The sequence below is a fragment of the Microbacterium bovistercoris genome (assembly GCF_003387575.1).
Taxonomy (GTDB): Bacteria; Actinomycetota; Actinomycetes; order Actinomycetales; family Microbacteriaceae; genus Microbacterium; species Microbacterium bovistercoris.
Window position 1 is genome coordinate 69,243 of sequence record NZ_QUAB01000047.1, and the last position, 22,146, is coordinate 91,388.

Here is a 22,146-nt window from a genome sequence, read left to right on the forward strand (position 1 = left end):
GCGACGATCAATGAAGATCGCCACCGCAGCGGTGGCCGTCTTCGGACTCATCGCGCTCGCCGGGTGCACCACCGACCCGTCCGTGGCGCCGCCGAAGTCCGAGGAACCGGGCGACTCGTCCGAAGCGAGCGAGTGGTTCGACCAGGAGCTGTTCGACAAGCAGGACGCCGAGCGCGACGTCGTGCCGGACGGGCCGGAGGACGAGCCCTACCTGCAGTACATCAACGCGGAGATGGTCGACACCTCCGAGTACAAGAGCGAGGGCGCGAAGAAGGCCTGCTTCGCGAACGCCTCGATCTCGAACCCCTGGCGGCAGACCGGGTGGATCACGATGAACGAGCAGCTGAAGGTGCTGCAGGAGGCCGGGGCCATCAGCTCGATGGAGACCCGCGATGCGCAGGACTCCGACGACACCCAGATCGCCGACATCGACTACTTCATCTCCGACGGCGACTGCGACGTCTTCCTCATCTCGCCGAACAGCACGGCCGCGATGACACCGGCCGTCGAGCGCGCCTGCGAGACGGGCAAGCCCGTGATCGTGTTCGACCGCGGCGTGAACACCGACTGCCCCGTGACGTTCATCCACCCCATCGGCGGGTTCGCGTGGGGCATCGACACCGCTGAGTTCCTCATCGAGAACCTCGAGGAGGGCGACAAGGTGGTGGGTCTGCGCATCCTCCCCGGTGTCGACGTGCTCGAGCAGCGCTGGGCCGGCGCGAAGAAGCTGTTCGACGAGGCGGGGATCGAGGCGGTCGACCACTTCACCGGCGCCGACCCGGCAGAGATCAAGAGCATCATCAGCGACGAGCTCGCCAAGGGCGATGTCGACGGCATCTGGATGGATGCCGGTGACGGTGCGGTCGCGGCGATCGAGGCCTTCGAGGACGCCGGGGTCGACTACCCCGTGATGACCGGTGAGGACGAGATGAGCTTCCTGCGCAAGTGGAAGGAGACGGGGCTGACCGGGCTGGCGCCGGTGTACTCGAACTTCCAGTGGCGCACGCCTCTGCTCGCCGCGCAGAAGATCTTCGCCGGTGAGGAGGTGCCGCAGGAGTGGGTGCTCCCGCAGAGCCCGATCACCGTCGCGGAGCTCGACGAGTACCTCGCGGCGAACGAGGGGATGCCTGACGGCCACTACGCGAAGTTCGGCGGGGAGAATCTGCCGGGCTATCCGGACGTCTGGCAGAAGCGGGTCATCCCGTAAGCAGGGACCCTGAACGTGCGGCGGCCGGGGCGAGTCCCCGGTCGCCGCACCCACCGGAAGGAGCTCGGATGCGGCGCACCATCGCCGTCAACACCTGGGTGTGGACCTCACCGCTCACGGATGACTCCCTGGAGCAGCTCGCCCGAAAGGCGGCGGCACTCGGCTATGGCTCGTTGGAGCTCCCGCTGGAGAACCCGGGCGACTGGGATCCGGTCCGGGCGAGGGACGTGCTCGACGGCCTGGGACTCGGCGCCGCGGTGGTCGGGGCGATGGGACCCGGGCGCTCGCTCATCGGGCGAGCGGGCGACGTCCAGGCCACGCGGGAGTACCTCCTGGCGTGCGTGCGTGCCGCGGAGGTGCTCGGGTCGCCGATCGTGGCTGGTCCGTTCTACGCGCCCACCGGCATGGCCTGGCGGATGGATGCCGGTGAGCGCGCCGCCGTCATCGCTGAACTGCGCGAGAACCTCGCGCCTCTCGGCGAGGCCGCAGGCGTGGCGGGCGCGACGCTGGCCGTCGAACCGCTGAACCGCTACGAGACGAGCGTGCTCAACACCGTCGATCAGGCGCTCGATGCACTGGAGCCGCTGCTCGGCTCCGGTGTCGGCCTCGCGCTGGACACGTACCACCTGAACATCGAGGAGAAGCGACCCGCGGATGCCGTGCGCGCCGCCGGATCCGCGATCGCACATGTGCAGGTCTGCGGCAGCGACCGCGGCGCCGTGGGCGACGACCACACCGACTGGCCGGCGATGCTGCAGGCCTTGGACGACGCCGGCTACACCGGCATACTCGGCCTGGAGAGCTTCACCGGCGAGAACGCGACGATCGCCGTGGCCGCCTCGGTCTGGCGCCCGCTCGCCGCCTCGCAGGACGACCTGGCCGCGCGCAGCATCCGGGCGCTGCGAGCGCTCGGCGCGGCATGACGGATTCGAAGGAGAGTTCATGAGCACGCACCCCGTCACCCTGTTCACCGGCCAGTGGGCCGACCTGCCGTTCGAGGATGTCGCGCGGCTGGCCGCCTCCTGGGGCTACGACGGTCTGGAGATCGCAGCATCCGGTGATCATCTCGACCTGAAGCGCGCCGATGAGGACGACGCCTACGTCGCCTCCCGTCTGGAGATCCTCGACCGGCACGGACTGCGGGTGTTCGCCATCTCGAACCACCTCGCAGGTCAAGCGGTCTGCGATGCGCCGATCGACTTCCGGCATCAGGCGATCCTGCGCGACTACGTGTGGGGCGACGGCGAGGCGGAGGGCGTGCGGCAGCGCGCCGCCGAGGACATGCAGCGCGCCGCCCGGGTGGCCCGCAAGCTCGGCGTTGACACCGTGGTCGGCTTCACCGGGTCGTCGATCTGGCCCTATGTGGCGATGTTCCCGCCCGTGCCCGCTTCGGTGATCGAGGCGGGGTTCGAGGACTTCGCGGCGCGCTGGCATCCGATCCTCGACGTCTTCGACGGTGAGGGCGTGCGGTTCGCGCACGAGGTGCATCCGTCCGAGATCGCCTATGACTACTGGAGCTCGGTGCGGGCGCTGGAGGCGATCGATCACCGCAGGGCGTTCGGCTTCAACTGGGATCCCTCGCACATGATGTGGCAGAACATCGACCCGGTCGGGTTCATCTGGGACTTCCAGGACCGCATCTATCACGTGGACTGCAAGGACACTCGGATGCGGCCGCAGAACGGCCGTGCCGGGGTGCTGGGCTCGCACCTTCCGTGGGGTGACCCGCGGCGGGGCTGGGACTTCGTCTCGACAGGCCACGGAGACGTCCCCTGGGAGGACTCGTTCCGCGCCCTGGACGCGATCGGTTACACCGGCCCGATCTCGATCGAGTGGGAGGATGCCGGGATGGACCGGCTGCACGGTGCAGCGCAGGCGGTGCAGTACGTGCGGTCGCTGCTCTGGCCGAAGCCCGAGGCGTCCTTCGACGCGGCGTTCTCGAACCAGTGAGGGGATGCACCGCAACGGTGCATCCCCTCAGGCAAGCGGATCAGCCGATCAGCGGGTCACCTCCGTGAACCCGTCGGCGGTGAACGCCGCAGCATCCGCCTCACCGTTCAGGACGACCCGGTGTCCGTCGCGCAGCTTCACCCCGTCGACGAACGCGCCGCGGCCCTGCGTGTTGGCGTCGGTCGTGTACCGCCAGCGCACCGTGTCGGTCCCGTCGGGCAGGACCGCGTTCGCCTTGCCCCAGTCCCGATGCCCCTGATTGTCGAACGTGCCGTCGGTCTCGACGGTGCGATCGCCGAAGCGCACCGTGTACGGCACGAGCGACCAGGTCGTCCCGCCGTCCGACGACGCCTCCAGCGCGAACACGTCAGTCGACTCCAGGTCGGCGAACACGTCGAACGACAGCGACATGTCACCACCCGCCGGCACGGCCACCGAGAGCGTGTGCTCCGCGGCATCATCGGTCCCGCTGAACCACTCCGTCCTGCCCTTCTGCGGGGAGACCGCCATGGCCTCCGCGAGGCCCTGCGCGATCGCCCGGCGCGACGGGTTGTTCGAGCCCCAGCTGCGGCTCGGGTGCACTCTGTTCGTCAGCAGCACCGCGAAGGAGCGCGAGGTGAAGTCGATCACGAGGGAGGTGCCGGTGTACCCGGTGTGCCCCGCCGTCGACCCCGCCGCGAGCCCGCTCATGTACCAGAGCTGGTTCAACTCGAAGCCCAGCCCGTGCGAATCACCCGGGAACTCGGTGTTCTCGTCGGTGATCATCGCCTGCACGGATGCCTCCGACAGGACGCGCTGTCCGTCGTAGACGCCGCCGTTCAGCATCGTCTGCGCGAGGATCGCCATGTCGTGAGCGGTGGAGAAGATGCCGGCGTGGCCGGCCACACCGCCCAGGCTCCACGCGTTCTCGTCGTGCACCGAGCCCCAGACCATCCCGCGGGCGGGGGAGGCCTGATACTCGGTGGCGGCGATGCGCGGCTTCAGGCTCTCATCCGGGTTGTACCCGGTGTCGACCATCTTCAGCGGATCGGTGATGCCCTCCGCGACCAGCGTGTCGAGCGACTCACCGGTCAGTCGCTCGGCAAGCACGCCGAGCGCGATGAGGTTCAGGTCGGAGTACTCGTAGACCGTTCCCGGCGGGTTCTTCACCGGCACGTCCATCACGGCCTGGATGCGCGACGCCTTGTCGGGGTAAGCGCTCCACAGCGGCAGCCACGACACCAGACCCGACGTGTGCGTGAGCATCTGCCGGATCGTGATGGTCTCCTTGCCGCCGTTAGCGAACTCCGGCAGGTAGCTGCCGTAGGTCGCGTCCAGATCGACGAGGCCCTTCTCGACCAGCTGCATGATCACGATCGACGTGAACAGCTTGCTCACCGACGCCATGTCGTAGATGGTGTCCTGCGTCGCCGCGATGCGCTGGTCCTCGGGCAGCTTCGTCGTGGCATCCGCGTAGAGCAGCGAGTAGCCGGTGGCGTGCTCGCTGACGACGCGGCCCTGGTGGCCCATCACGCCGACCGCCGAGGCGTACATCGGCTTCACCTTCGGATCGGCGGGCGTGGCGTAGCCATCGATGGCTTGCCACGCCGCATCGATCGGCGCCGGGTCGAGACCGAGCGCCTCGGGCGTGCTGTCGTGCAGTGTCGTGCTGCTCTTCATGAACCCCGCGAAGGGCGCGTCGAACTGCCCGGTGCGGCCCTGCCCCGCGGTATCCGCGAACGCCGGCGTCAGCGAACCGGTCGCTAGCAGTCCGGCGGTGGCGAGCGCCGCGAGCGCAGTCCGGCCGGTACGGCGCATCATCGCGGTCCCCCGTACAGCAGGAACGGTTCGGTGTCGTCGCGGAACTTCTGCAGCTCCGGCTGCCAGGCCGCGACGATCTCCTCTGCCGAAGCCCCGGCCTCGAGCTGCTGCTGGAACCTGCCGGAGCCGGTGAGCAGCCCGATCCACCGCCCGCCGTCACCGCGCCAATCGAACTCGGGGTAGAGCCGCCGGGCCTCGACGAGCATGTGCGTGGCGACCGTGATCGCGTCGACCTTCTCGGCATCCAGGATGTGCACCTGCACACCGGCGCACACGACGTTCGCGTTCTTCGAGAACGTCGGCGTGAAGTACGCCTCGCGGAACTCCACACCCGCCAGCTTCTTCGCGTTCAGCGCCTGGGCCCACCGGTAGTCGATGTACGGCGCGCCGATCAGCTCGAAGGGGCGGGTGGTGCCTCGGCCCTCCGACCAGTTCGTCGCCTCGACCATCCCGGTGCCCGGGTACAGCGTCGCCGTCTGCGGAGTGGGCATGTTCGGCGACGGCGGGATCCAGCGGTCGGCCTGATCCGGGCCGACCATCTCGCGCCGCCAGCCGGCGGCCTGCACGACCTGCAGATCGTCCAGCTTCGCGACGCCGGCGCGCTCCATGAAGGTCGCGTTGAAGAACAGCGCCAGCTCGCCGACGGTCATGCCGTGCTGCTGCGAGATCTCGAGCAGTCCCACACCCGAGGTGTACCCCTGCTGCAGCACCGGGCCGCGAGCCCGCCCGCCGAGCGGGTTCGGCCGGTCCAGCACGACGAAGCGCACCCCGCCGACCTTCGACGCCGCCTGCATCGCCGTCCACATCGTCCAGATGTAGGTGTAGAAGCGCGCACCCACGTCCCGGATGTCGAAGACGACGGTGTCGATGCCGGCGGTGGTGAAGAAGCCGGCCAGCTTCGTGGCCGTCGCCCCGTACGCGTCGTACACCGTGACGCCGGTGCGCGGGTCGACGGACGTCTCCTCGGCCTCACCCGCCTGGGCCGTGCCGCGGAACCCGTGCTCGGGTCCGAACACCGCCCTCAGGTCGACGCCGTGGGCGACCATGTCGTCGACGATGCTGGTGAAGTCCTCCAGCACGCCTGTGGGATTGGTGATCACACCGACCTTGCGGCCGGCGAACACGCGCCACTTGTCGGACGCCGCGATGTCGGCACCCGTGCGGATGCGTCGGCCGCCGTTCCCGGCGGCCGCGGTGGCAGCCGTCGCCGACCCCGCGGCCGCGACGCTCGCGGCGGTCGCCGCTGCCACGCCGGCGGCGCCGAACAGTCCTCGCCTGCTGATGTTCATGTCTTCGCTCCTCATCTTTCCGCGGTCACCAGGTGAGTCCATGGCCGAACGGGTACAGCACCTTCGTCGGGTCGTCGCCCGAGAAGATGTCGACCGGCAGCTTGCCTGCCGGGCTGATCTCCCCGGTGATGACCTTCGCCAGCGAGGCGAGCGCGGGGGTGGCGTACGAGTACGTCGCGATGAAGTTGTCCACGGCGCCGAGCTGGTTGATGTCGTACGGGTTGCGCACGCCCACCACGACCAGGTGCGTGTCGGTGGCGTCCAGTGCGGCGACCAGGGCCTTCTGCCTGCTCGTGGCGGTCACGCCGTTGGTGAGCACGACCGTGACGTCGCTGGCCTGGGCGGCGGCGACGGCCTGATCGATCTGCGCCTGCGTCGGGGCGGTGCCCGTCGACAGGGCGGTCGCCTGCGCGCCGCGCGCGGTGAGCTGGTCGGCGAGCGTCTGGCCGGTGACGACGCCGTAGCCGGTGACGAGCACCTTCTCTCCGGTGACGGACACGGGCAGGGCGCCGTTCTCGTTGCGGACCAGCGTGGTGGTGCGGTCGGTGATCTTCTCGGCCGCGCGCAGGCTGGACTGCTTGCCGACCTTGTCGAGCACCTTGCCGACGTCGACCTTCGGGTGCTTCGTCACGCCCTGGTCGTACTTCATCACCAGGACGCGCTGCACCGACTCGTCGATGCGCTGCTCGGTGAGACGGCCGGACGCCAGGGCGTCCTCGACGGCCTGGTACGCCTCCTGCGGAGCGGCGGGGAGCAGCAGCTGGTCGACGCCGGCCTCGAGGGCGCGCACCGCGACCTCGCCGTCGCCGTACTTCTGCCGCACGGCGGCCATCTCCAGACCGTCGGTGACGATCACGCCGTCGAAGCCGAGCGCCTCGCGCAGCTGACCGGTGACGATCTTCTTCGAGAGCGTGGCCGGGTCGCCGCTGTCATCGAGTGCAGGCACCACGATGTGCGCGGTCATGATCGAGTCGACGCCCGCGGCGATCGCGGCCTGGAAAGGCGGCGCGTCGATCTGCTGCCACTCCTCGAGCGTGTGGGTGATGACCGGCAGACCGGTGTGGGAGTCGGTGGCGGTGTCGCCGTGGCCGGGGAAGTGCTTGGCCGTCGCGATGATGCCGGCGTCGTCCTGGTAGCCCTGCACGGCGGCGGCGGTCAGCTGCGAGACGAGGGTCGGGTCGGAGGAGAAGCTGCGGACGCCGATCACGGGGTTGTCGGGGTTGACGTTGACGTCGGCGTCGGGGGCGTTGTTCTGCTGGATGCCCATCGCCAGCAGCTCCTGACCGGTGATGGCGGCCGCCTTGCGGGTGTCCTTCGTGCTGCCTCCCGCTCCGAGTGCCATGTTGCCCGGGAACAGCGTGGCGGGGGAGCCGATGCGGGTGACGAGCCCCTGCTCCTGGTCGGTGCTGACGAGGAGGGGGATGCCTGCTCCGGCATCCGCTGCGGCATCCTGCAGGCCGTTCGAGAGGTTCGCGACCTGCACCGGGTCGGTGACGTTGTCGCGGGCGGAGAACAGGATGAAGCCGCCGGGCTCGTACTCGGAGATGATGCGTGCGGCGTCGGGCTGGCCGTACAGCGCGGTGTTGCGCGCGTCCTCGCTGGTCGCGGTCGGGCCGTAGGCGAAGAGGATGAAGAGCTGTCCGATCTTCTCCTCGAGCGTCATCGACGCCATGGTGCTGCGGGCGTACTCCCGTGCCCGGTCCTCGGCGTGCGCGGCCGACTGCCCGGCTGTCGGCGGTGGAGTCTCCGCGGCCGATGCGGCAACAGGGCCGAGCCCGACCGCGAGCGCGACGGTCGCGGCGGTCGCCACCGATCGCCTGAAAGATATGTTTCGCATGACGTCACTCCTCATCGAGTTTCGTCCCCAGCTTCGCCCACCCCAGGGCGTCGCCAGCCTATCCCTCTCCGATCCGTTTTGAACAGAGGGTTGACGAATTCCGGGCGATCATTCGCCCTTCAGGCGCACCTGTCGCTCATGCCCTGTCTCGGACAGTTCGGCGATGTCGTCACGCGACTTCAAGAAGTCGGAGAAGGATCGATATCCGAGCGCTTTCTCGCTGAATGACGGGTCCATCCGGCGCATCTGCGTCTTGATCGTCGAGCTGTGCAGCCACTCGTCGGCGTCGGCCTTGTCGTGACCGAGTCGCAGCGCGCGGATCAGCAGGGCGGATGCCTCGATCTGCTCCTCCGAGGTGAGGTCGATGTCGTCGTCGACCGGCGCGGCGGGTGCCTTCTTCGTGCTCCTGCGCTTCGCTGCGGGCTTCTGCGTGGGTTCCGGCGCGGAATCTTTTGTATCGGATGTTTCGGCGGCGGCGGGCTGCGCAGCATCCGTCTTGGGGGTGTTGCGCGGCTTCGCGGTGCGCTTCTCGATGATGAGCCGGTCGACGCCGGGAAGCGAGTCGTAGGACTCGAACTGGTCGCAGGCCGCGGCGAGGGACTTCGCCGTGGAGCCGGCGACGCCGACGCCGATGACGTACCGGCCGAGGCGCTTGCAGCGCTGGGCGAGCGGCACGTAGTCGCTGTCACCGGCGACGATCACGACGTGGGTGAGGTCGGGCAGCCGGAACATGTCCTCGACGGCGTCGACGGCGAGGCGGATGTCGGCGCCGTTCTTCGCATACGCGGCGGCAGGGAACAGCTGCACGAGGTCGACCGCGCGGGCGACCAGCTGGCTGCGATAGTCGGCGTTCACCGGGGACGACCAGTCCGCATAGGCGCGGGTGAGCACGAGGGTGCCGAACGACGAGGCGTAGTCGATGATCGCGCCGACGTCGATGACCGCGCGGCTCAGTCGCTCGGCGACCTCTGCGTCGTGCGGGTCCTCTGCGATGCGCTGGCGGTCCTTCGAGTAGGCGTTGCGGCCGTGCACCCGGTCGTACCAGGAGATGACGATGTTGTCGAAGTCCAGATAGACCGCGACGCGGGCATCCGTCTCGTCAGCCATCTGCGGGCTCCTCTCCGGGATAGCGCACCCCGATCTGGCGGCGGATCTCGTCGAGCGCGCCCATGATCTCCACCGTCTCGGCGATGGGCAGGATGTCGCCTGCGATGTTTCCCTCGGCGACCAGCCGCTCGGCGGCGAGCGCCTCGAACTGCATGCCGCGTCCGTCGATCTCGGTGCGGTACTCCTCGAGCACCGTGCCGTCCGGGGCGGTGACGCGGAACGAGGTGGCCGAGTAGAACACCCGGTCGATGTCGATCCTGGCATCCGTGCCGACGATCGCCGCCGTGTTGGGACCGGCTGCGCGCGAGGAGGACAGGCTCGTCGAGATCGCGCCGCCCGCGTGAGTCATGACGGTCGCGACCTCGGCGTCCGCTCCGGTCTCGAGAAGACGCCCGGACGCCTGGATGCCGGTGGGCGCACCGAGCACGTCCCAGATGAACGAGATCGGGTAGATGCCCAGGTCCAGCAGAGCGCCCCCGCCGAGCTCGATCGCGTTGATGCGGTGCGCAGGGTCGGTCGGGAGGCTCTGGGTGTGGTCGGCCATCACCGCGCGGATCTCGCCCAGCGTGCCGGCGGCGAGGATCTCGCGGATGCGCACCATGTGCGGCAGATAGCGGGTCCACATCGCCTCCATGACGAGCAGACCCTTCTCCGCTGCGAGAGCCTGCAGGTCCTCCGCCTCGGCGCGGTTCACCGTGAACGCCTTCTCGACCAGTACGTGCTTGCCGTTCTCGAGGGCGAGGCGCGCGTTCGCGTGGTGCATCGGATGCGGAGTCGAGACGTAGACGATGTCGACCTCGGGGTCGGCGACGAGAGCCTCGTACGAGGCGTGCGCATGCGGGATGTCGAACGTCGCGGCGAAGGCGTCCGCTGCCTGCTGCGAGCGGGATCCCACCGCCCTGACGTCGAGGCCCGCGGTGCGGAGGTCGGAGGTGAAGGCGGTCGCGATGCCGCCGGTGGCGAGGATTCCCCAGCGCAGTCCGGTCATGCCTTCAGCGTAGCGGGGCGCCCTTCGTCTCGTCGCTGCGCTCCTCGCTCAGGAGCCGGGTGTGGGGCGCCCAGCGCTCCTCGCTCAGGAGCCGGGAATGAGTGAGAGGAGAGCGGAAGGGTCGGAGTCCGGGAGCCCGACACCCCCGGACCCCGAGTCAGAGGAGCGCGAGTGCGCGCTCGAGGTCCGCGATGAGGTCGGCGGGGTCCTCCAGGCCGACCGACACGCGGATGGTGCCCAGCGAGATGCCGGCGGCTGCGCGCTGCTCGGCGTTCAGGTGGTTATGGGTCATCGACGCCGGGTGGGCGACGATGCTGCGGGCGTCGCCGATGTTCGCCACCAGGCGGAAGGTCTCGAGACCGTCGATGAGGCGGGCGACCCGTTCGATCTCGTCCTCGTCTCCGCTGGGTGCGACATCGAAGGAGAACACCGAAGGCACGCCACGCGGCAGGTAGTGATCGGCGAGCTCGTGCCACGGGTTTCCGGCGAGGCCGGGGTGGTGCACAGCGGCGACCTTGGGGTGGGCGGCGAGGTGCTCGGCGATCTTCAGCGCAGAGGAGCTCTGCCGAGACACGCGCAGGTCGAGGGTCTCGATGCCCTGCAGGATCTGCCAGGCGTTGAACGGGGAGAGCGCCGGCCCGAGATCGCTGACGTACTTCGACTTCGCGAGCACGGTGAACGCCCGATCACGGCCGAACTTCTCCCACGGCACCACATCGCCGAAGCGGTGCTGGGACCGGGTGAACTGCGGCCACTTCTCGGGCTCAGCGCCGAAGTCGAAGCTGCCGAGGTCCACGACGACACCGCCGAGCGAGGTGCCGTGGCCGGCGAGGAACTTCGTCGCCGAGTGCACCGAGAAGTCGGCGCCGTGGTCGCCCGGTCGGATCAGGTGGGGCGTGCCGACGGTGTTGTCGATCACGAGGGGTACGCCCGCATCGTGCGCGATGTCGGCGACCAGGCGGATGTCGAGCACCTGGGCGATGGGGTTGGCGACGGATTCGGCGAAGAACACCCGCGTCTGCGGGGTGACGGCTGCGCGCCAGGCATCCGCGTCGTCCTGGTCGACGAACGTCGTCGTGATGCCGAAGTCGTCGAGGGTGTCCTGCAGCAGATCGACCGAGCCGCCGTAGAGCTGGTTCGCGGCGACGATGTGACCGCCGCGGCCGGCGAGGGCGAGCAGGGTGATGGCTACGGCCGCCTGGCCGGAGGCCACGGCGACGGCGCTGACCCCGCCTTCGAGCGCGGCCACGCGCTCCTCGAGGATGAGCTGGGTGGGGCTGGAGTTGCGACTGTAGATGATGCCGGACTTGCGCAGCGCGAACAGGTCGGCCGCCTCCTGCAGGCTCGCGAACTCGTATGCCGCCGTCTGGTGGATCGCGGGCACCGCGGTGCGGTGGTGCACGCCGGGCTCGAAGCCGTGCTGCACCTGTGCGGTCGCGAAGGATGCGGCAGGGGCGACGGCGTCGGGAGAGGTCATCCCCCCATCTTCGGAGATCGGCCCGTCATGCCTCGGGCATGTGTCGAACTGTTGCAGTCCCGGGAATGACTGTTGCAGTCAGGGAATGAGGACGATCTTGCCCTGCACAGCGTGGGCCTCGACGAGCTCGTGCGCGCGGACCGCCTCGGCCAGCGGCAGCTCGGGGCCGAGCTCGACCGAGAACTGGCCGGCGACGATGAGGTTGATCGTGAGCGGCAGCGCCTCGGCGCGCCAGGACAGCTGCTCCTCGGTCAGCGGGTCCGGGCTGCCGCCCGAGTAGGCGTGGATGCCGAAGGATGCGGCATCCGGTCCGCGGACGATCGTCGCGATGCGGTCGCGGTCTGCGACGACGGCGAGCGACGTGCGGATCGCCTCGTCCGTGCCGGCGCAGTCCAGCGCGACGTCGACGCCCTGCGGGGCGACCTCGCGCACGCGGTGCTCGAGGCCGTCGCCGTAGGCGATCGGGATCGCTCCGAGCTCGCGCAGCCGGTCGTGCCGGGCCGGGCTCGCCGTGGCGACCACCGTCGCGCCCCACAGCACCGCGTACTGGATGGCGGCCTGGCCGACCGCACCGGACCCCGCATGCACGAGCAGCGTCTCGCCCTTCGCGACCCTGAGCGACCGCAGCGCCTGATACGCCGTGCCGGCCGGGATCGCGAGGGCGGCACCCTCCGCGGCCGTGACGCCGTCGAGCAGATGCGCCAGATGCGCGACGGGGACGGCGAGCAGCGTGGCGTAGGTTCCGAGCGTGTCGCGGATCGCCACGCGGTCTCCTACTGCGAAGCCGCTCACGCCCGGACCGACCTGGGTGATCGTGCCCGCACCGTCGAATCCGACGTGCCGCGGCTCGGTGAGCGGCGGAAGCGGGCGCACCCCGCCGCGCTGCTTGGTGTCGATCGGGTTCACCCCTGCCGCCTCGATGCGCACGACCACCTCGCCGTCCGCCGGGACGGGATCCGGCACCTCCACGAGCTGCAGGACGTCAGGTGAGCCGATTTCCGAGAACACGATCGCGCGAGCCATGCTGTCAGGCTAACGCGGCCCGCGTCGACGGAGCTGCTGAGAAACGTGCCGCCGCGTGAGAAACGGCGTGGCGCGACGTTTCTCGTGCCGCCTGACGTTTCTCGCGGATGGACGCGGGGTCAGCGAGCCGCCAGCGCCTTCGTGATGCGCTGCGGGGAGACCGGCTGCGCGGTGCCGAGGCGCTGCGCGAACAGGCTGACGCGGTACTCCTCGAGCAGCCAGCGCACGTCGACGAGATGCGCCGGGGCGTCGGCACGAAGGGGCACCGTCCCGCCGGCATCCGCGTACAGGGCAGCCATCCGCTCGTACTCGGTCATACGCGTGCGGTCTTTGCCCGGTGCGTCCGCCAGGCCGCGGAGCCGCTCGATCATGCCGTCGAGGTACCGCGGCAGGTGCGCGAGCTGCGCGACCCCGGTCTCGGACACGAACCCCGGATGCACCAGCCCGCTCAGCTGCGATCGGATGTCGTTCAGCGGCGCGAGCAGCGCGAGCGAGTTCTCCTTCTTGATGCCACGCTCCACGTCGCGCGACTTCGTGAGGATGCGGGCGACGAGCGACACGCACGCGAACAGCTCATCGACGAGAGCGGCGTTCACCGCATCCCGCACCCGGGCGAACTCCGCCTCGGAGCGGACGACGCTGCCGGGCGCCGTACGCTCGATCAGGGCACGCGCCGCGGCGATCCGGCAGTCCTCGATGAGCGCCTGCACGTTCTGATACGGGGATGCCGCCAACGCCAGCTTCTCGGCAGCGGTGAGGTGCTCCTGCACGTACGACGACGGCGACGGAACGTTCAGCAGCACCAGGCGCAGCACGCCGTCTCGGGTCGCTGCGACCGCGGCGTCCGCCGTCGCCTCGACGCGCAGCGAGACGGCCTTGCCGGTGTCGACCAGCGCGGGGTAGCCGCGCACGATGCCGCCGGCGACCTTCGTGTCCAGCACCTCTGGCAGGTCGCCGAAGTCCCAGGTGGTGATGCCGTCGCGCTCGATCGGTCCGCGGGCGGATGCTGCGGCGACGGATGCCGCCGCGCTGGGCGATTTCGCGTTCCGGTGTCCCTTCTGCTCGTCGCCGCGCGAGATCTGCCGCGCGACGCTCTGCCTGGCGCGCCCGGCGAGCTGGTCCTGAAGCTCGCGGAGGTCGCGGCTCGAACCGACGACGCGGCCGCGTTCGTCGACCGCGCGGAAGTTCATCCTCAGGTGCGAGGGCACCCGGTCCATCTCGAAGTCCGCCGCCGACACCTTCTGGTTGGCGAGCGGCAGGATGCGCCGGGCGAGGGCGTCGACGAGCGACAGCGGCGGCAGGCCGCTGTGCTTCTCGGGGCCGGCCTCCGCCAGCTCGACGCCGAACTTCTCGGCCCAGTCCGCGGCGGGCACGACGTGCCGGCGGATCGCCTTCGGCAGCGCGCGCAGCAGGGCGGTGATCAGCTCGGCGCGCAGTCCGGGCACCTGCCAGTCGAAACCGGTGTCCTGCACCTGCTGCAGCAGCGCCAGCGGGATCACCACGCTCACGCCGTCGTCGGGCGCGCCCGGTTCGAAGCGGTAGGCAAGGCCGAGCACCTGATCGCCCTGCGGCCACCGTGTCGGGAACTCGCTCCGATCGGCGCGCTCGTCGTCGTCGACCAGGTCGCTCTCGCGCATCACGAGCAGCTTCGGCGTCTGCGCGAGCGCCTCACGCCACCACTTCTCGAAGGAGCGGACATCGTATACCTCAGCAGGAATACGTTCGTCGTAGAAGCGGAACACCGCCTCGTCGCCCGCGAGGATGTCGCGACGCCGCTCGCGCTCCTCGAGCTTCTCCAGCCTGCGGCGCAGCTCGGCGTTGGCCCGCCAGAACGCGCTCACGCGCTTGTCGATGCGGGACGGATCCCACTCGCCCTCGACGAGCGCGTGCCGCACGAACAGCTCGCGGGCGCCGGGTCGATCGATGCGGGCGAACTGCACGCGCCGGCGCGGGATGATCTCCACGCCGAACAGCGTCACCTTCTCGGAGGCGACGGCGGCGCCGGCATCCTTCGACCAGTGCGGCTCCGAGATCTGCCGCTTCGCGAGGTCGCCGGCAAGCGCCTCCGCCCACGCCGGATCGATCTGCGCCACCGTGCGTGCGAAGGTGCGCGACGTCTCGACGATCTCGGCCGCCATCACCGCCGGCGGCGACTTCTTGCGCAGCGCGGAGCCGGGGAAGATCGAGAATCGGATGCCGCGTGCGCCGCGGTACTCGGCGATGCGGCGCTTGCCGTTCTTGTCCTTGTTCGCGCTCGGGCTGGCGGTGCGCTCGTCGAGGATGCCGATCTGCGAGAGCAGGCCGGCGAGGATGGCGCGGTGGATGGCATCGCCCGCGTGACCGGTCGCCTCTCCTCCGGGCGAGCGCCCTTCGTCTCGCTTGCCGGGTCCTGAGCGAGCGGAGCGAGACGAAGGGCGCTCAGGACCCGCGGACTCGCGAGGTGAGTGCTCCTCGAGGCTCTTCGTCAGGGTCTTCAGCTGGCGGTGCACGTCGAACCACTCGCGCACACGCACGTAGTTGAGGTGCTCGCTGCGGCACATCCGCCGGAACGCACTCGACCCGAGCTCCTTCTGCTGCTCGCGCAGGTGGTTCCAGAGATTCAGCAAGGTGAGGAAGTCGCTGGTCGGATCCGCGAAGCGGGCGTGCATCCGATCGGCTTCGTCGCGCACGCCCTGCGGCGCCTCGGCCGACGGACGTTCGCGCACGTCCTGGATCGAGAGTCCCGCGACGATCGGCAGCACGTGCTCCAGAACCTGGGTCCCTGAGCCTGTCGAAGGGCGGGCGGCCTCGACGAGCATCCGGGCGAATCGCGGGTCCATCGGCATCCGCGCGATGTCGCGTCCGATGCGGGTGAGTCGGGGTGCGCCGTCGCGCGAGGCGACGACGGCGCCGAGCTCTCCGAGCAGGTCGAGCGCGGCCTTCACGCCGCGGGAGTCCGGGGGAGTGAGGAACGGGAACTCCGTGATGTCGCCGAAGCCGAGCGACAGCATCTGCAGCACGACCGAGGCGAGGGAGGTGCGCAGGATCTCGGGCTCGGTGAACTCCGGGCGCTTCTCGAAGTCGTCCTCGCCGTACAGCCGGATCGCGATACCGTCGCTGGTGCGGCCGGCGCGGCCGGAGCGCTGGTTGGCGGATGCCTGGGAGACGGCCTCGATCGGCAGCCGTTGCACCTTCGAGCGGTTGCTGTACCGCGAGATGCGGGCGGTGCCGGTGTCGACGACGTATTTGATGCCCGGCACGGTGAGGCTGGTCTCGGCGACGTTGGTGGCCAGGATGACGCGGCGGCGCACGCCGGCCACCTTCGACGGCTCGAACACCCGATGCTGCTCGGCGGCGGAGAGGCGGCCGTACAGCGGCAGCACCTCTACCGGCGCGGTCTGCGAGCGGTACGCGCCGCGCACGGCCTCGGCGGCGTCGCGGATCTCGGCCTCGCCGGGCAGGAACACCAGCACGTCGCCGGCGGGTTCCCGGTCGAGCTCGCGCAGCGCGCCGACGATCGCGGTGACCTCGTCGCCGGGTTCGGGATCGTTCTGGGCCGCTGAGCCTGTCGAAGCGTCCGCCTCATCCACCAGCGGGCGGTAGCGGATCTCCACGGGGTAGGTCCGACCGGAGACCTCGATGATGGGGGCGGGCACGGGGTGGGTCCCTGAGCCTGTCGAAGGGCGCGAGAAGTGCGCGGCGAAGCTCTCAGGGTCGATCGTCGCCGAGGTGATGATCACCTTCAGGTCGGGACGCTCGGGGAGGATGCGGTGCAGGTAGCCGAGCAGGAAGTCGACGTTCAGTGAGCGCTCGTGGGCCTCGTCGATGATGATCGTGTCGTAGCGCCGAAGCAGCCGATCGCGGTGGATCTCGTTCAGCAGGATGCCGTCGGTCATCAGCGCGATGCGCGTGGCATCCGAGACCTGATCGGTGAACCGCACCTTGTAGCCCACCAGGTCGCCGAGCGGCACCTGCAGCTCCTCGGCGACGCGTTCCGCGATGGTGCGGGCGGCGAGGCGTCGGGGCTGGGTGTGCGCGATGCGCTCGCGGCCGAGCTCGAGGCAGATCTTCGGCAGCTGGGTGGTCTTGCCCGAGCCCGTGGCGCCGGCGACGATGACGACCTGGTGGTCGCGGATCGCGCCTTGGATCTCGCCCCGCGCAGCCGAGACCGGCAGTTCGGGGGGATAGACGATGACGGGCGAAGACATAGCCCTCCATCGTATGCCGAACTCGGGGGAGACGATCCACCGAGCCATTGACTCGCAAACAAGTTTGCAGTACAAAGTTAGTCATGAATGACACAAGCCGTGAAGACGAGGACGCCCCGCTGTCGCCGGAGCAGATGCTCGCGCTGCTGCAGGACCAGCAGCGCACTGTCAGCGGCCGGATGGGAGCGTTCGTGCCGTGGATCCTCGTCGCCTGGGGCGTCGCGTGGTTCGCCGGATTCCTGATCCTGTGGTGGGACGTTCAGCAGCACCCCGCAACGGTGCAGCCCACGCTGGCGGCCGGCATCGCCTTCGCCGCTCTGCTCGTGCTCGCGGGCATCGTCTCCATGGTGCTCGGCATCGGCTCCGGGCGGGGGCTGCGCGGCACACGGGACAGCGCGATCGTCGGGATCGTGTACGGGAACAGCTGGTGGGTGGGCAGCCTCGCGATCGTCGTGATCGGGCAGGCGCTCGTCCAGCAGGGCATGGACCGCGACCTGCTCGGGGTCTTCTTCCCGAGCGCGTTCAGCTTCTTCGCCGGCGTCATGTACATCATGTCCGGGCTGCTCTGGCGCGCCTATCCGATGGTCGTGCTCGGACTCTGGTCGGTGGCGCTGGCGGCGATCGGGTCGCTGCTGCCCCCGCCGGTCAACTACCTCGTCTTCGCGATCGCCGGGGGAGGGGCGTTCCTGCTGATCGCCGGCTGGACGGCCTGGTGGGTTCATGTCGCGCGTCGTCGTGTCGCCGCGGCGGAGGCCGACCGTGCCTGACCTCGACCCGGTCATCCACGCCCAGGCCCGGCTGCGGATCGTCGCGGCCCTGGCCACGCTCGACGTGAAGGATCAGATCACCTTCCCACGGCTGCAGGAGGTGCTCGACATGACGGCGGGCAACCTCTCCGCGCACCTGCGAAAGCTCGAGGACGCGGACTACGTCACCGTCGAGAAGACGCACAAGGGGCGCACGCCCGTCACCTACATCGCACTGACCACGAAGGGCCGCAGGGCCTTCGAGGACTACACCGCGCAACTGCGCGAACTGCTGGGAGGAACAGCATGACACTGGCATCCTTCGACCGCGTCACCCATCGTTTCGGCGATCTCACCGCCGTCGACGACGTGACCCTCGAGATCCCCGAGGGTCAGATCCTCGGGCTGCTCGGTCCGAACGGCGCAGGCAAGTCCACGCTGTTGTCGCTGCTGCAGGGCTTGCGCCGGCCGACGTCCGGCGCGGTGCGGCTGTTCGGCGGCGATCCGCGCGTTCCGTCGTCGCGGGTGCGGCTGGGCAGCACCCCGCAGGAGACCGCGCTGCCCGAGACGCTGCGGGTCGGCGAGGTGCTCGACTTCGTCGGCAGCCACTTTCCCGAGCGAGTGGATGCCGGAGAACTGGCCGAGCAGTTCGGCTTCTCCGACCTGATGAAGCGTCAGACCGGCGGTCTCTCCGGCGGGCAGCGACGTCGCATCTCGGTGGCGCTCGCCTTCGTCGGCGCGCCGCGACTGGTGCTGCTCGACGAGCCGTCGACAGGCCTCGACGTCGATGCGCGGCGGGTGCTCTGGGACGCGATCCGTGCCCGGCACGCGCGGGGCGCGACGATCGTCGTCACCAGTCATTACCTCGAGGAGATCGAGGCGCTCGCCGAGCGGGTGGTCGTCGTCGACCACGGTCGGATCGTCGCCGACGACGCACTGCGCGGTGTGCTCGGCCGGGTCGCGCGGTCGCGGGTCACGCTGCGCACGACGGATCCCGGCGGCGTGATCGCCCTCGCCGACGGCGCCGCCGTCGCGACGGATGATGGCGGACTGACCCTGATGGTGGGCGACTCCGATGATTTCGTGCGCCGCCTGGTGAGCAGCGGCCTGGACTTCTCGGAGCTCAGCGTCCGCGGGGCCACGCTCGAGGAGGCCTTCCTCGCGCTCACCCGCGAACACCAGGAACCGACTCAGGAAGGGAGCATCCGATGAGCGTCGTCTCACTGACCGCCGTGCACGCGAAGTACAACCTGCTGGAGACCCTGCGGGTGCCGATCGCCGTGATCGGATCGGTCGCCTTCCCCGCCCTGGCGACGCTGTTCTTCGTGGTGCCGAACGGTGCCGCCGCCGAGCACTCCTTCTACGCCACCCAGGCGATCATCTCGATGAGCGTGTTCGCCATCATGGTGAACGGACTGTTCTCGTTCGCGCTCACGATCGCCGAGAACCGGTCGACGCCGTGGGACCCCTACCTGCGCACGCTCCCGGCCCCTGGCATCGTGCGGGTGCTGGCGCACGTGTTCTCGACCGGTGCGATCGGCCTGATGTCGCTTCTGCCGATCATCCTCATCGGTGCGCTGTTCACCAGCGCCGAGGCATCCGCTGCGCGCGTGCTCGCCGGACTGGTCGCGATCGCGATCGCCGCCCTGCCGTTCATGTTCATCGGCATCTGCATCGGCTACTCCATGTCGCAGAAGGCCGCGGTGGCGGTCGTGCAGATCGCGATGTTCGTGATGGCCTTCGCCGGCGGGCTGTTCCTGCCGCCCATCATGTTCGCGGACTGGCTCGACACCCTTTCGAAGTTCTTCCCGTCTCGGCAGGCCCGCGAGTTCGTGATCTGGGCGGTGCAGGGCGGCGAGCTGCCCTGGTGGTCCTGGGCGGGCATCCTGTTCTGGACAGCGGTGTTCCTGGTGCTCTCCCTGGTGCTGTTCCGCCGCGACGAGGGCAAGCGGTTCCGCTGATCCGCAGACGAGGACGCGGCATCCGCTCGTTCGGGTCGAGCGGATGCCGCGGAGGTGCCGGGTTCGGGTCTCGGTCAGTGCATCGAGGTCAGAAGTGCGTGCCGCCGTCGATGCGCACCTCGGTGCCGGTGATGAACTTGCCGTCGGAGCTGGCGAGCATCGCCACCACGCCGGCGACCGACTCGGGGCCGGCGAAGCCCTGGCCGATGGCCGGGGCCAGCTTCATGAACAGGCTCATGTCGGCGTCTTCGGGCAGGCCGGGGCCCTGGCTCTGCTTGCTCTGTCCGGAGCCGTCGGTCATGCCCGACGAGATCGATCCCGGCTGCACGGCCGTGAAGCGGATGCCCTGCTTGGCGTACTCGGCGGCCAGGGCGTGCGTCATCGACTGCACGCCGCCCTTGCTGGCCGCGTACGCGGCCATGTAGGGGTGCGCGAACATCGCCGAGGTCGAGCTGAAGTTCACGACCGCGGAGTCGTCGCCTTCGAGCAGAGCGGGGATCGCCTCGCGGATCATCAGGAAGGTGCCGACGAGATTGACCTGGATGACCTGCTGGAACTGGTCGAGCGTCGTCTCGTGCGTGTGCGAGGAGCGCAGGATGCCGGCGGCGTTGACCAGCACGTCCAGGCCGCCCAGCGCCTCGACGGCGGCGGCGACGCCGGTCTTGACGGATGCCTCGTCGGCGATGTTCACCTCGACGGTGGAGAGGCGCTCGGCGTCGGCGCCGGCCTTGGCGACGGTGTCGGCGAGACCTGCGGCGCTGACGTCGGCGGCGACGACACGGCCGCCCTCTGACAGCATGCGCAGCACAGTCGCCTGGCCGATGCCCGATCCGCCTCCGGTGACGAGTGCGCGGCGGCCTTCATAGCGGTTCATGGTGTTCCCTTCATCGGTTTCCGGGTCCGGCGACCCGGATCCGCTTCGTCATGCCTAGATGGCACAACGTGTCATATTGTCACCCAACGCAGAAGAAGGGAAGTTATTCCCCTACTCTCAGAACATGGATGCCGGGCCAGGACTCACGAGCAGACGCAAGGCGCAGACGGCCAGGGAGATCGCGCAGGTCGCCTCCGAGCTGTTCGCGACGCAGGGCGTGGCCGGTGTCACCGCAGCCGAGATCGCCGCGACCGCCGGCGTCTCGCTGCGCACCTTCTACCGCTACTTCGCGACCAAGGAGGATGCGGTCGCCCCGATCCTCGAGATCGGCGCGGCCCGCTGGCAGTCGGCGTTCGCCGAGGCATCCGGCGACCTGGCGACCGCCATACCCGGCATCATCGCCGACCAGCTCACGCCGTCGTCGGCGGAGGAGGGCGAGGCGCTCGCCGGAATGCGACCGCTGCTGCGCGCGCTCGCCGAGGACCGCGAGCTGCGCGCGGTGTGGGACAGAGTCAACCACGAGTCCGAGTTGCGGCTCACCGAGCTGGTGCTCGAGCGCGGAGGCGACCGGTTCGACGCGCGACTGCTCGCGGCCGCCGCGACGGAGTCGATCCGGATCGGGCTCGAGGAGTGGGCGGCCGGCGACGCGTCGCTCGACGGCGACGGGTCTCCGGCATCCCTCGCCGTCCGCGCCTTCGAGGCCCTCGCGCCGTCGGATCCCGGTCGTAGGCTGGTCGTATGATCATCCCCACTCGCTCCTTCAACGACGGCTACGACATCCCGCAGCTCGGCTACGGCGTCTTCAAGGTCGACCCGGCCGAGACCGAGCGCGCGGTCTCGGAGGCGCTGGAGATCGGCTACCGACACATCGACACCGCCGCCATCTACGGCAACGAAGAGGGCGTCGGCGCCGCGATCGCGTCATCCGGCATCCCGCGCGACGAGCTGTTCATCACCACCAAGCTCTGGAACGACCGGCACGACGGCGATGAGCCGGATGCGGCGATCGCCGAGAGTCTCGACAAGCTCGGCCTCGACCACGTCGACCTCTACCTCGTGCACTGGCCGACCCCCGCGCGCAACAACCACGTGCACGCCTGGGAGAAGCTCATCGGCATCCGCGACCGGGGTCTTGCCACGTCGATCGGCGTCTCGAACTTCCTCGTTCCGCATCTGGACGACATCGTCTCCGCCACCGGCGTGACCCCCGCGGTCGACCAGATCGAACTGCATCCCGCCTATCAGCAGCGCGAGGTCACCGACTGGGCAGCCGCGCACGGTGTGCAGGTCGAGGCCTGGGGTCCGCTGGGTCAGGGCAAGTACGACCTGTTCGGCACGCCGGCCGTCGCCGAGGCCGCCGCCGCGACCGGGAAGACCCCCGCGCAGGTCGTGCTGCGCTGGCACCTGCAGAAGGGGAACATCGTGTTCCCGAAGTCGGTGCATGCCGAGCGTCTGCGCGAGAACATCGACGTCTTCGACTTCGAGCTCTCGGATGACCAGATCGCGGCCATCGACGCGATCGACCCGGGCGACGGCTCGGGTCGCGTGAGCGCGCACCCCTCCGAACTCAACTGACCTCAGCTCCGGTCGCACTCGTTGCGGGTGTTCGTGCATCCGCACCCGCAATGAGCGCGACCGGAACCGCCGTGGCGGCGCGGTGGATTTCGCCGCGGGTCGCCGCGTGACGCCTCGTGTCGTCT

The 22,146-nt window shown here is 69.6% G+C and carries 18 protein-coding genes; 9 read left to right on the plus strand and 9 right to left on the minus strand.

All coding sequences use genetic code 11. The features are described 5' to 3' along the window. The first annotated feature begins 10 nt into the window (after positions 1–10). The 3 genes from DY023_RS15170 to DY023_RS15180 all read left to right on the plus strand — a co-directional run bounded on the left by DY023_RS15170 (position 11) and on the right by DY023_RS15180 (position 3,157). Entirely contained in the window at positions 11–1,207 is a 1,197-nt protein-coding gene (locus tag DY023_RS15170) for a substrate-binding domain-containing protein (protein ID WP_425453469.1), read from the plus strand. 68 nt (positions 1,208–1,275) lie between these two features. Then, complete coding sequence (locus DY023_RS15175) at positions 1,276–2,130, plus strand: sugar phosphate isomerase/epimerase family protein (RefSeq protein WP_116243186.1); 855 nt, start codon at positions 1,276–1,278, stop codon at positions 2,128–2,130. 19 nt (positions 2,131–2,149) lie between these two features. Then, on the plus strand, positions 2,150–3,157 hold the full coding sequence (locus tag DY023_RS15180) for a sugar phosphate isomerase/epimerase family protein (RefSeq protein ID WP_116243187.1): 1,008 nt from the start codon (positions 2,150–2,152) through the stop codon (positions 3,155–3,157). 48 nt (positions 3,158–3,205) lie between these two features. Here the strand turns inward: DY023_RS15180 and DY023_RS15185 are convergent, their stop codons facing one another. The 8 genes from DY023_RS15185 to hrpA form a co-directional block, all read right to left on the minus strand. Beyond that, the gene (locus DY023_RS15185; protein WP_220347336.1) at positions 3,206–4,957 is read right to left on the minus strand and encodes a serine hydrolase domain-containing protein; all 1,752 of its coding nucleotides are present in this window, start codon (positions 4,955–4,957) and stop codon (positions 3,206–3,208) included. Beyond that, positions 4,954–6,246 (minus strand): exo-beta-N-acetylmuramidase NamZ family protein, encoded by a 1,293-nt coding sequence (locus DY023_RS15190; protein ID WP_116243188.1) that lies wholly within the window; start codon positions 6,244–6,246, stop codon positions 4,954–4,956. The genes DY023_RS15185 and DY023_RS15190 overlap by 4 nt, the downstream gene beginning before the upstream one ends. Before the next feature lie 25 nt (positions 6,247–6,271). Beyond that, positions 6,272–8,083, minus strand: a complete 1,812-nt coding sequence (locus DY023_RS15195) for a glycoside hydrolase family 3 protein (RefSeq protein ID WP_116243189.1) — start codon at positions 8,081–8,083, stop codon at positions 6,272–6,274. A gap of 108 nt (positions 8,084–8,191) precedes the next feature. Then, positions 8,192–9,190 carry an NYN domain-containing protein gene (locus tag DY023_RS15200; RefSeq protein ID WP_116243190.1) on the minus strand — a complete coding sequence of 333 codons (999 nt, stop codon included), beginning with the start codon at positions 9,188–9,190 and terminating at the stop codon, positions 8,192–8,194. Continuing rightward, positions 9,183–10,178 (minus strand): Gfo/Idh/MocA family protein, encoded by a 996-nt coding sequence (locus DY023_RS15205; protein ID WP_116243191.1) that lies wholly within the window; start codon positions 10,176–10,178, stop codon positions 9,183–9,185. The genes DY023_RS15200 and DY023_RS15205 overlap by 8 nt, the downstream gene beginning before the upstream one ends. Before the next feature lie 157 nt (positions 10,179–10,335). Further along, the gene (locus DY023_RS15210; protein WP_116243192.1) at positions 10,336–11,655 is read right to left on the minus strand and encodes an O-acetylhomoserine aminocarboxypropyltransferase/cysteine synthase family protein; all 1,320 of its coding nucleotides are present in this window, start codon (positions 11,653–11,655) and stop codon (positions 10,336–10,338) included. Between the two features lie 78 nt (positions 11,656–11,733). Then, positions 11,734–12,678 carry a quinone oxidoreductase family protein gene (locus tag DY023_RS15215; protein WP_116243193.1) on the minus strand — a complete coding sequence of 315 codons (945 nt, stop codon included), beginning with the start codon at positions 12,676–12,678 and terminating at the stop codon, positions 11,734–11,736. Between the two features lie 119 nt (positions 12,679–12,797). Next, complete coding sequence (hrpA, locus tag DY023_RS15220) at positions 12,798–16,865, minus strand: ATP-dependent RNA helicase HrpA (RefSeq protein WP_116243194.1); 4,068 nt, start codon at positions 16,863–16,865, stop codon at positions 12,798–12,800. Between the two features lie 83 nt (positions 16,866–16,948). Between hrpA and DY023_RS15225 the strand changes: the two genes are divergently transcribed. Genes DY023_RS15225 through DY023_RS15240 form a run of 4 tightly spaced genes read left to right on the plus strand, consistent with a single transcriptional unit; the run spans position 16,949 to position 19,572 of the window. After that, the gene (locus DY023_RS15225; RefSeq protein ID WP_116243195.1) at positions 16,949–17,632 is read left to right on the plus strand and encodes a hypothetical protein; all 684 of its coding nucleotides are present in this window, start codon (positions 16,949–16,951) and stop codon (positions 17,630–17,632) included. After that, entirely contained in the window at positions 17,586–17,921 is a 336-nt protein-coding gene (locus DY023_RS15230; RefSeq protein ID WP_425453470.1) for a transcriptional regulator, read from the plus strand. The genes DY023_RS15225 and DY023_RS15230 overlap by 47 nt, the downstream gene beginning before the upstream one ends. Continuing rightward, a complete protein-coding gene (locus tag DY023_RS15235) occupies positions 17,918–18,823 on the plus strand; it encodes an ABC transporter ATP-binding protein (RefSeq protein WP_116243197.1) in 906 nt (301 codons plus the stop codon). The genes DY023_RS15230 and DY023_RS15235 overlap by 4 nt, the downstream gene beginning before the upstream one ends. Then, positions 18,820–19,572, plus strand: a complete 753-nt coding sequence (locus DY023_RS15240) for an ABC transporter permease (protein WP_116243198.1) — start codon at positions 18,820–18,822, stop codon at positions 19,570–19,572. Before DY023_RS15235 ends, DY023_RS15240 begins: the two co-directional genes overlap by 4 nt. Before the next feature lie 88 nt (positions 19,573–19,660). Here DY023_RS15240 and DY023_RS15245 read toward each other — a convergent pair whose 3' ends face one another. Next, the gene (locus DY023_RS15245) at positions 19,661–20,446 is read right to left on the minus strand and encodes an SDR family NAD(P)-dependent oxidoreductase (protein ID WP_116243199.1); all 786 of its coding nucleotides are present in this window, start codon (positions 20,444–20,446) and stop codon (positions 19,661–19,663) included. Between the two features lie 124 nt (positions 20,447–20,570). On the opposite strand from DY023_RS15245, the gene DY023_RS15250 reads away from it, so the two are divergent. Further along, positions 20,571–21,188: a TetR/AcrR family transcriptional regulator gene (locus DY023_RS15250; protein WP_116243200.1), complete on the plus strand. Its 618-nt coding sequence runs from the start codon at positions 20,571–20,573 to the stop codon at positions 21,186–21,188. Then, positions 21,185–22,021, plus strand: a complete 837-nt coding sequence (locus tag DY023_RS15255) for an aldo/keto reductase (protein WP_116243201.1) — start codon at positions 21,185–21,187, stop codon at positions 22,019–22,021. The genes DY023_RS15250 and DY023_RS15255 overlap by 4 nt, the downstream gene beginning before the upstream one ends. Positions 22,022–22,146 lie beyond the last annotated feature (125 nt).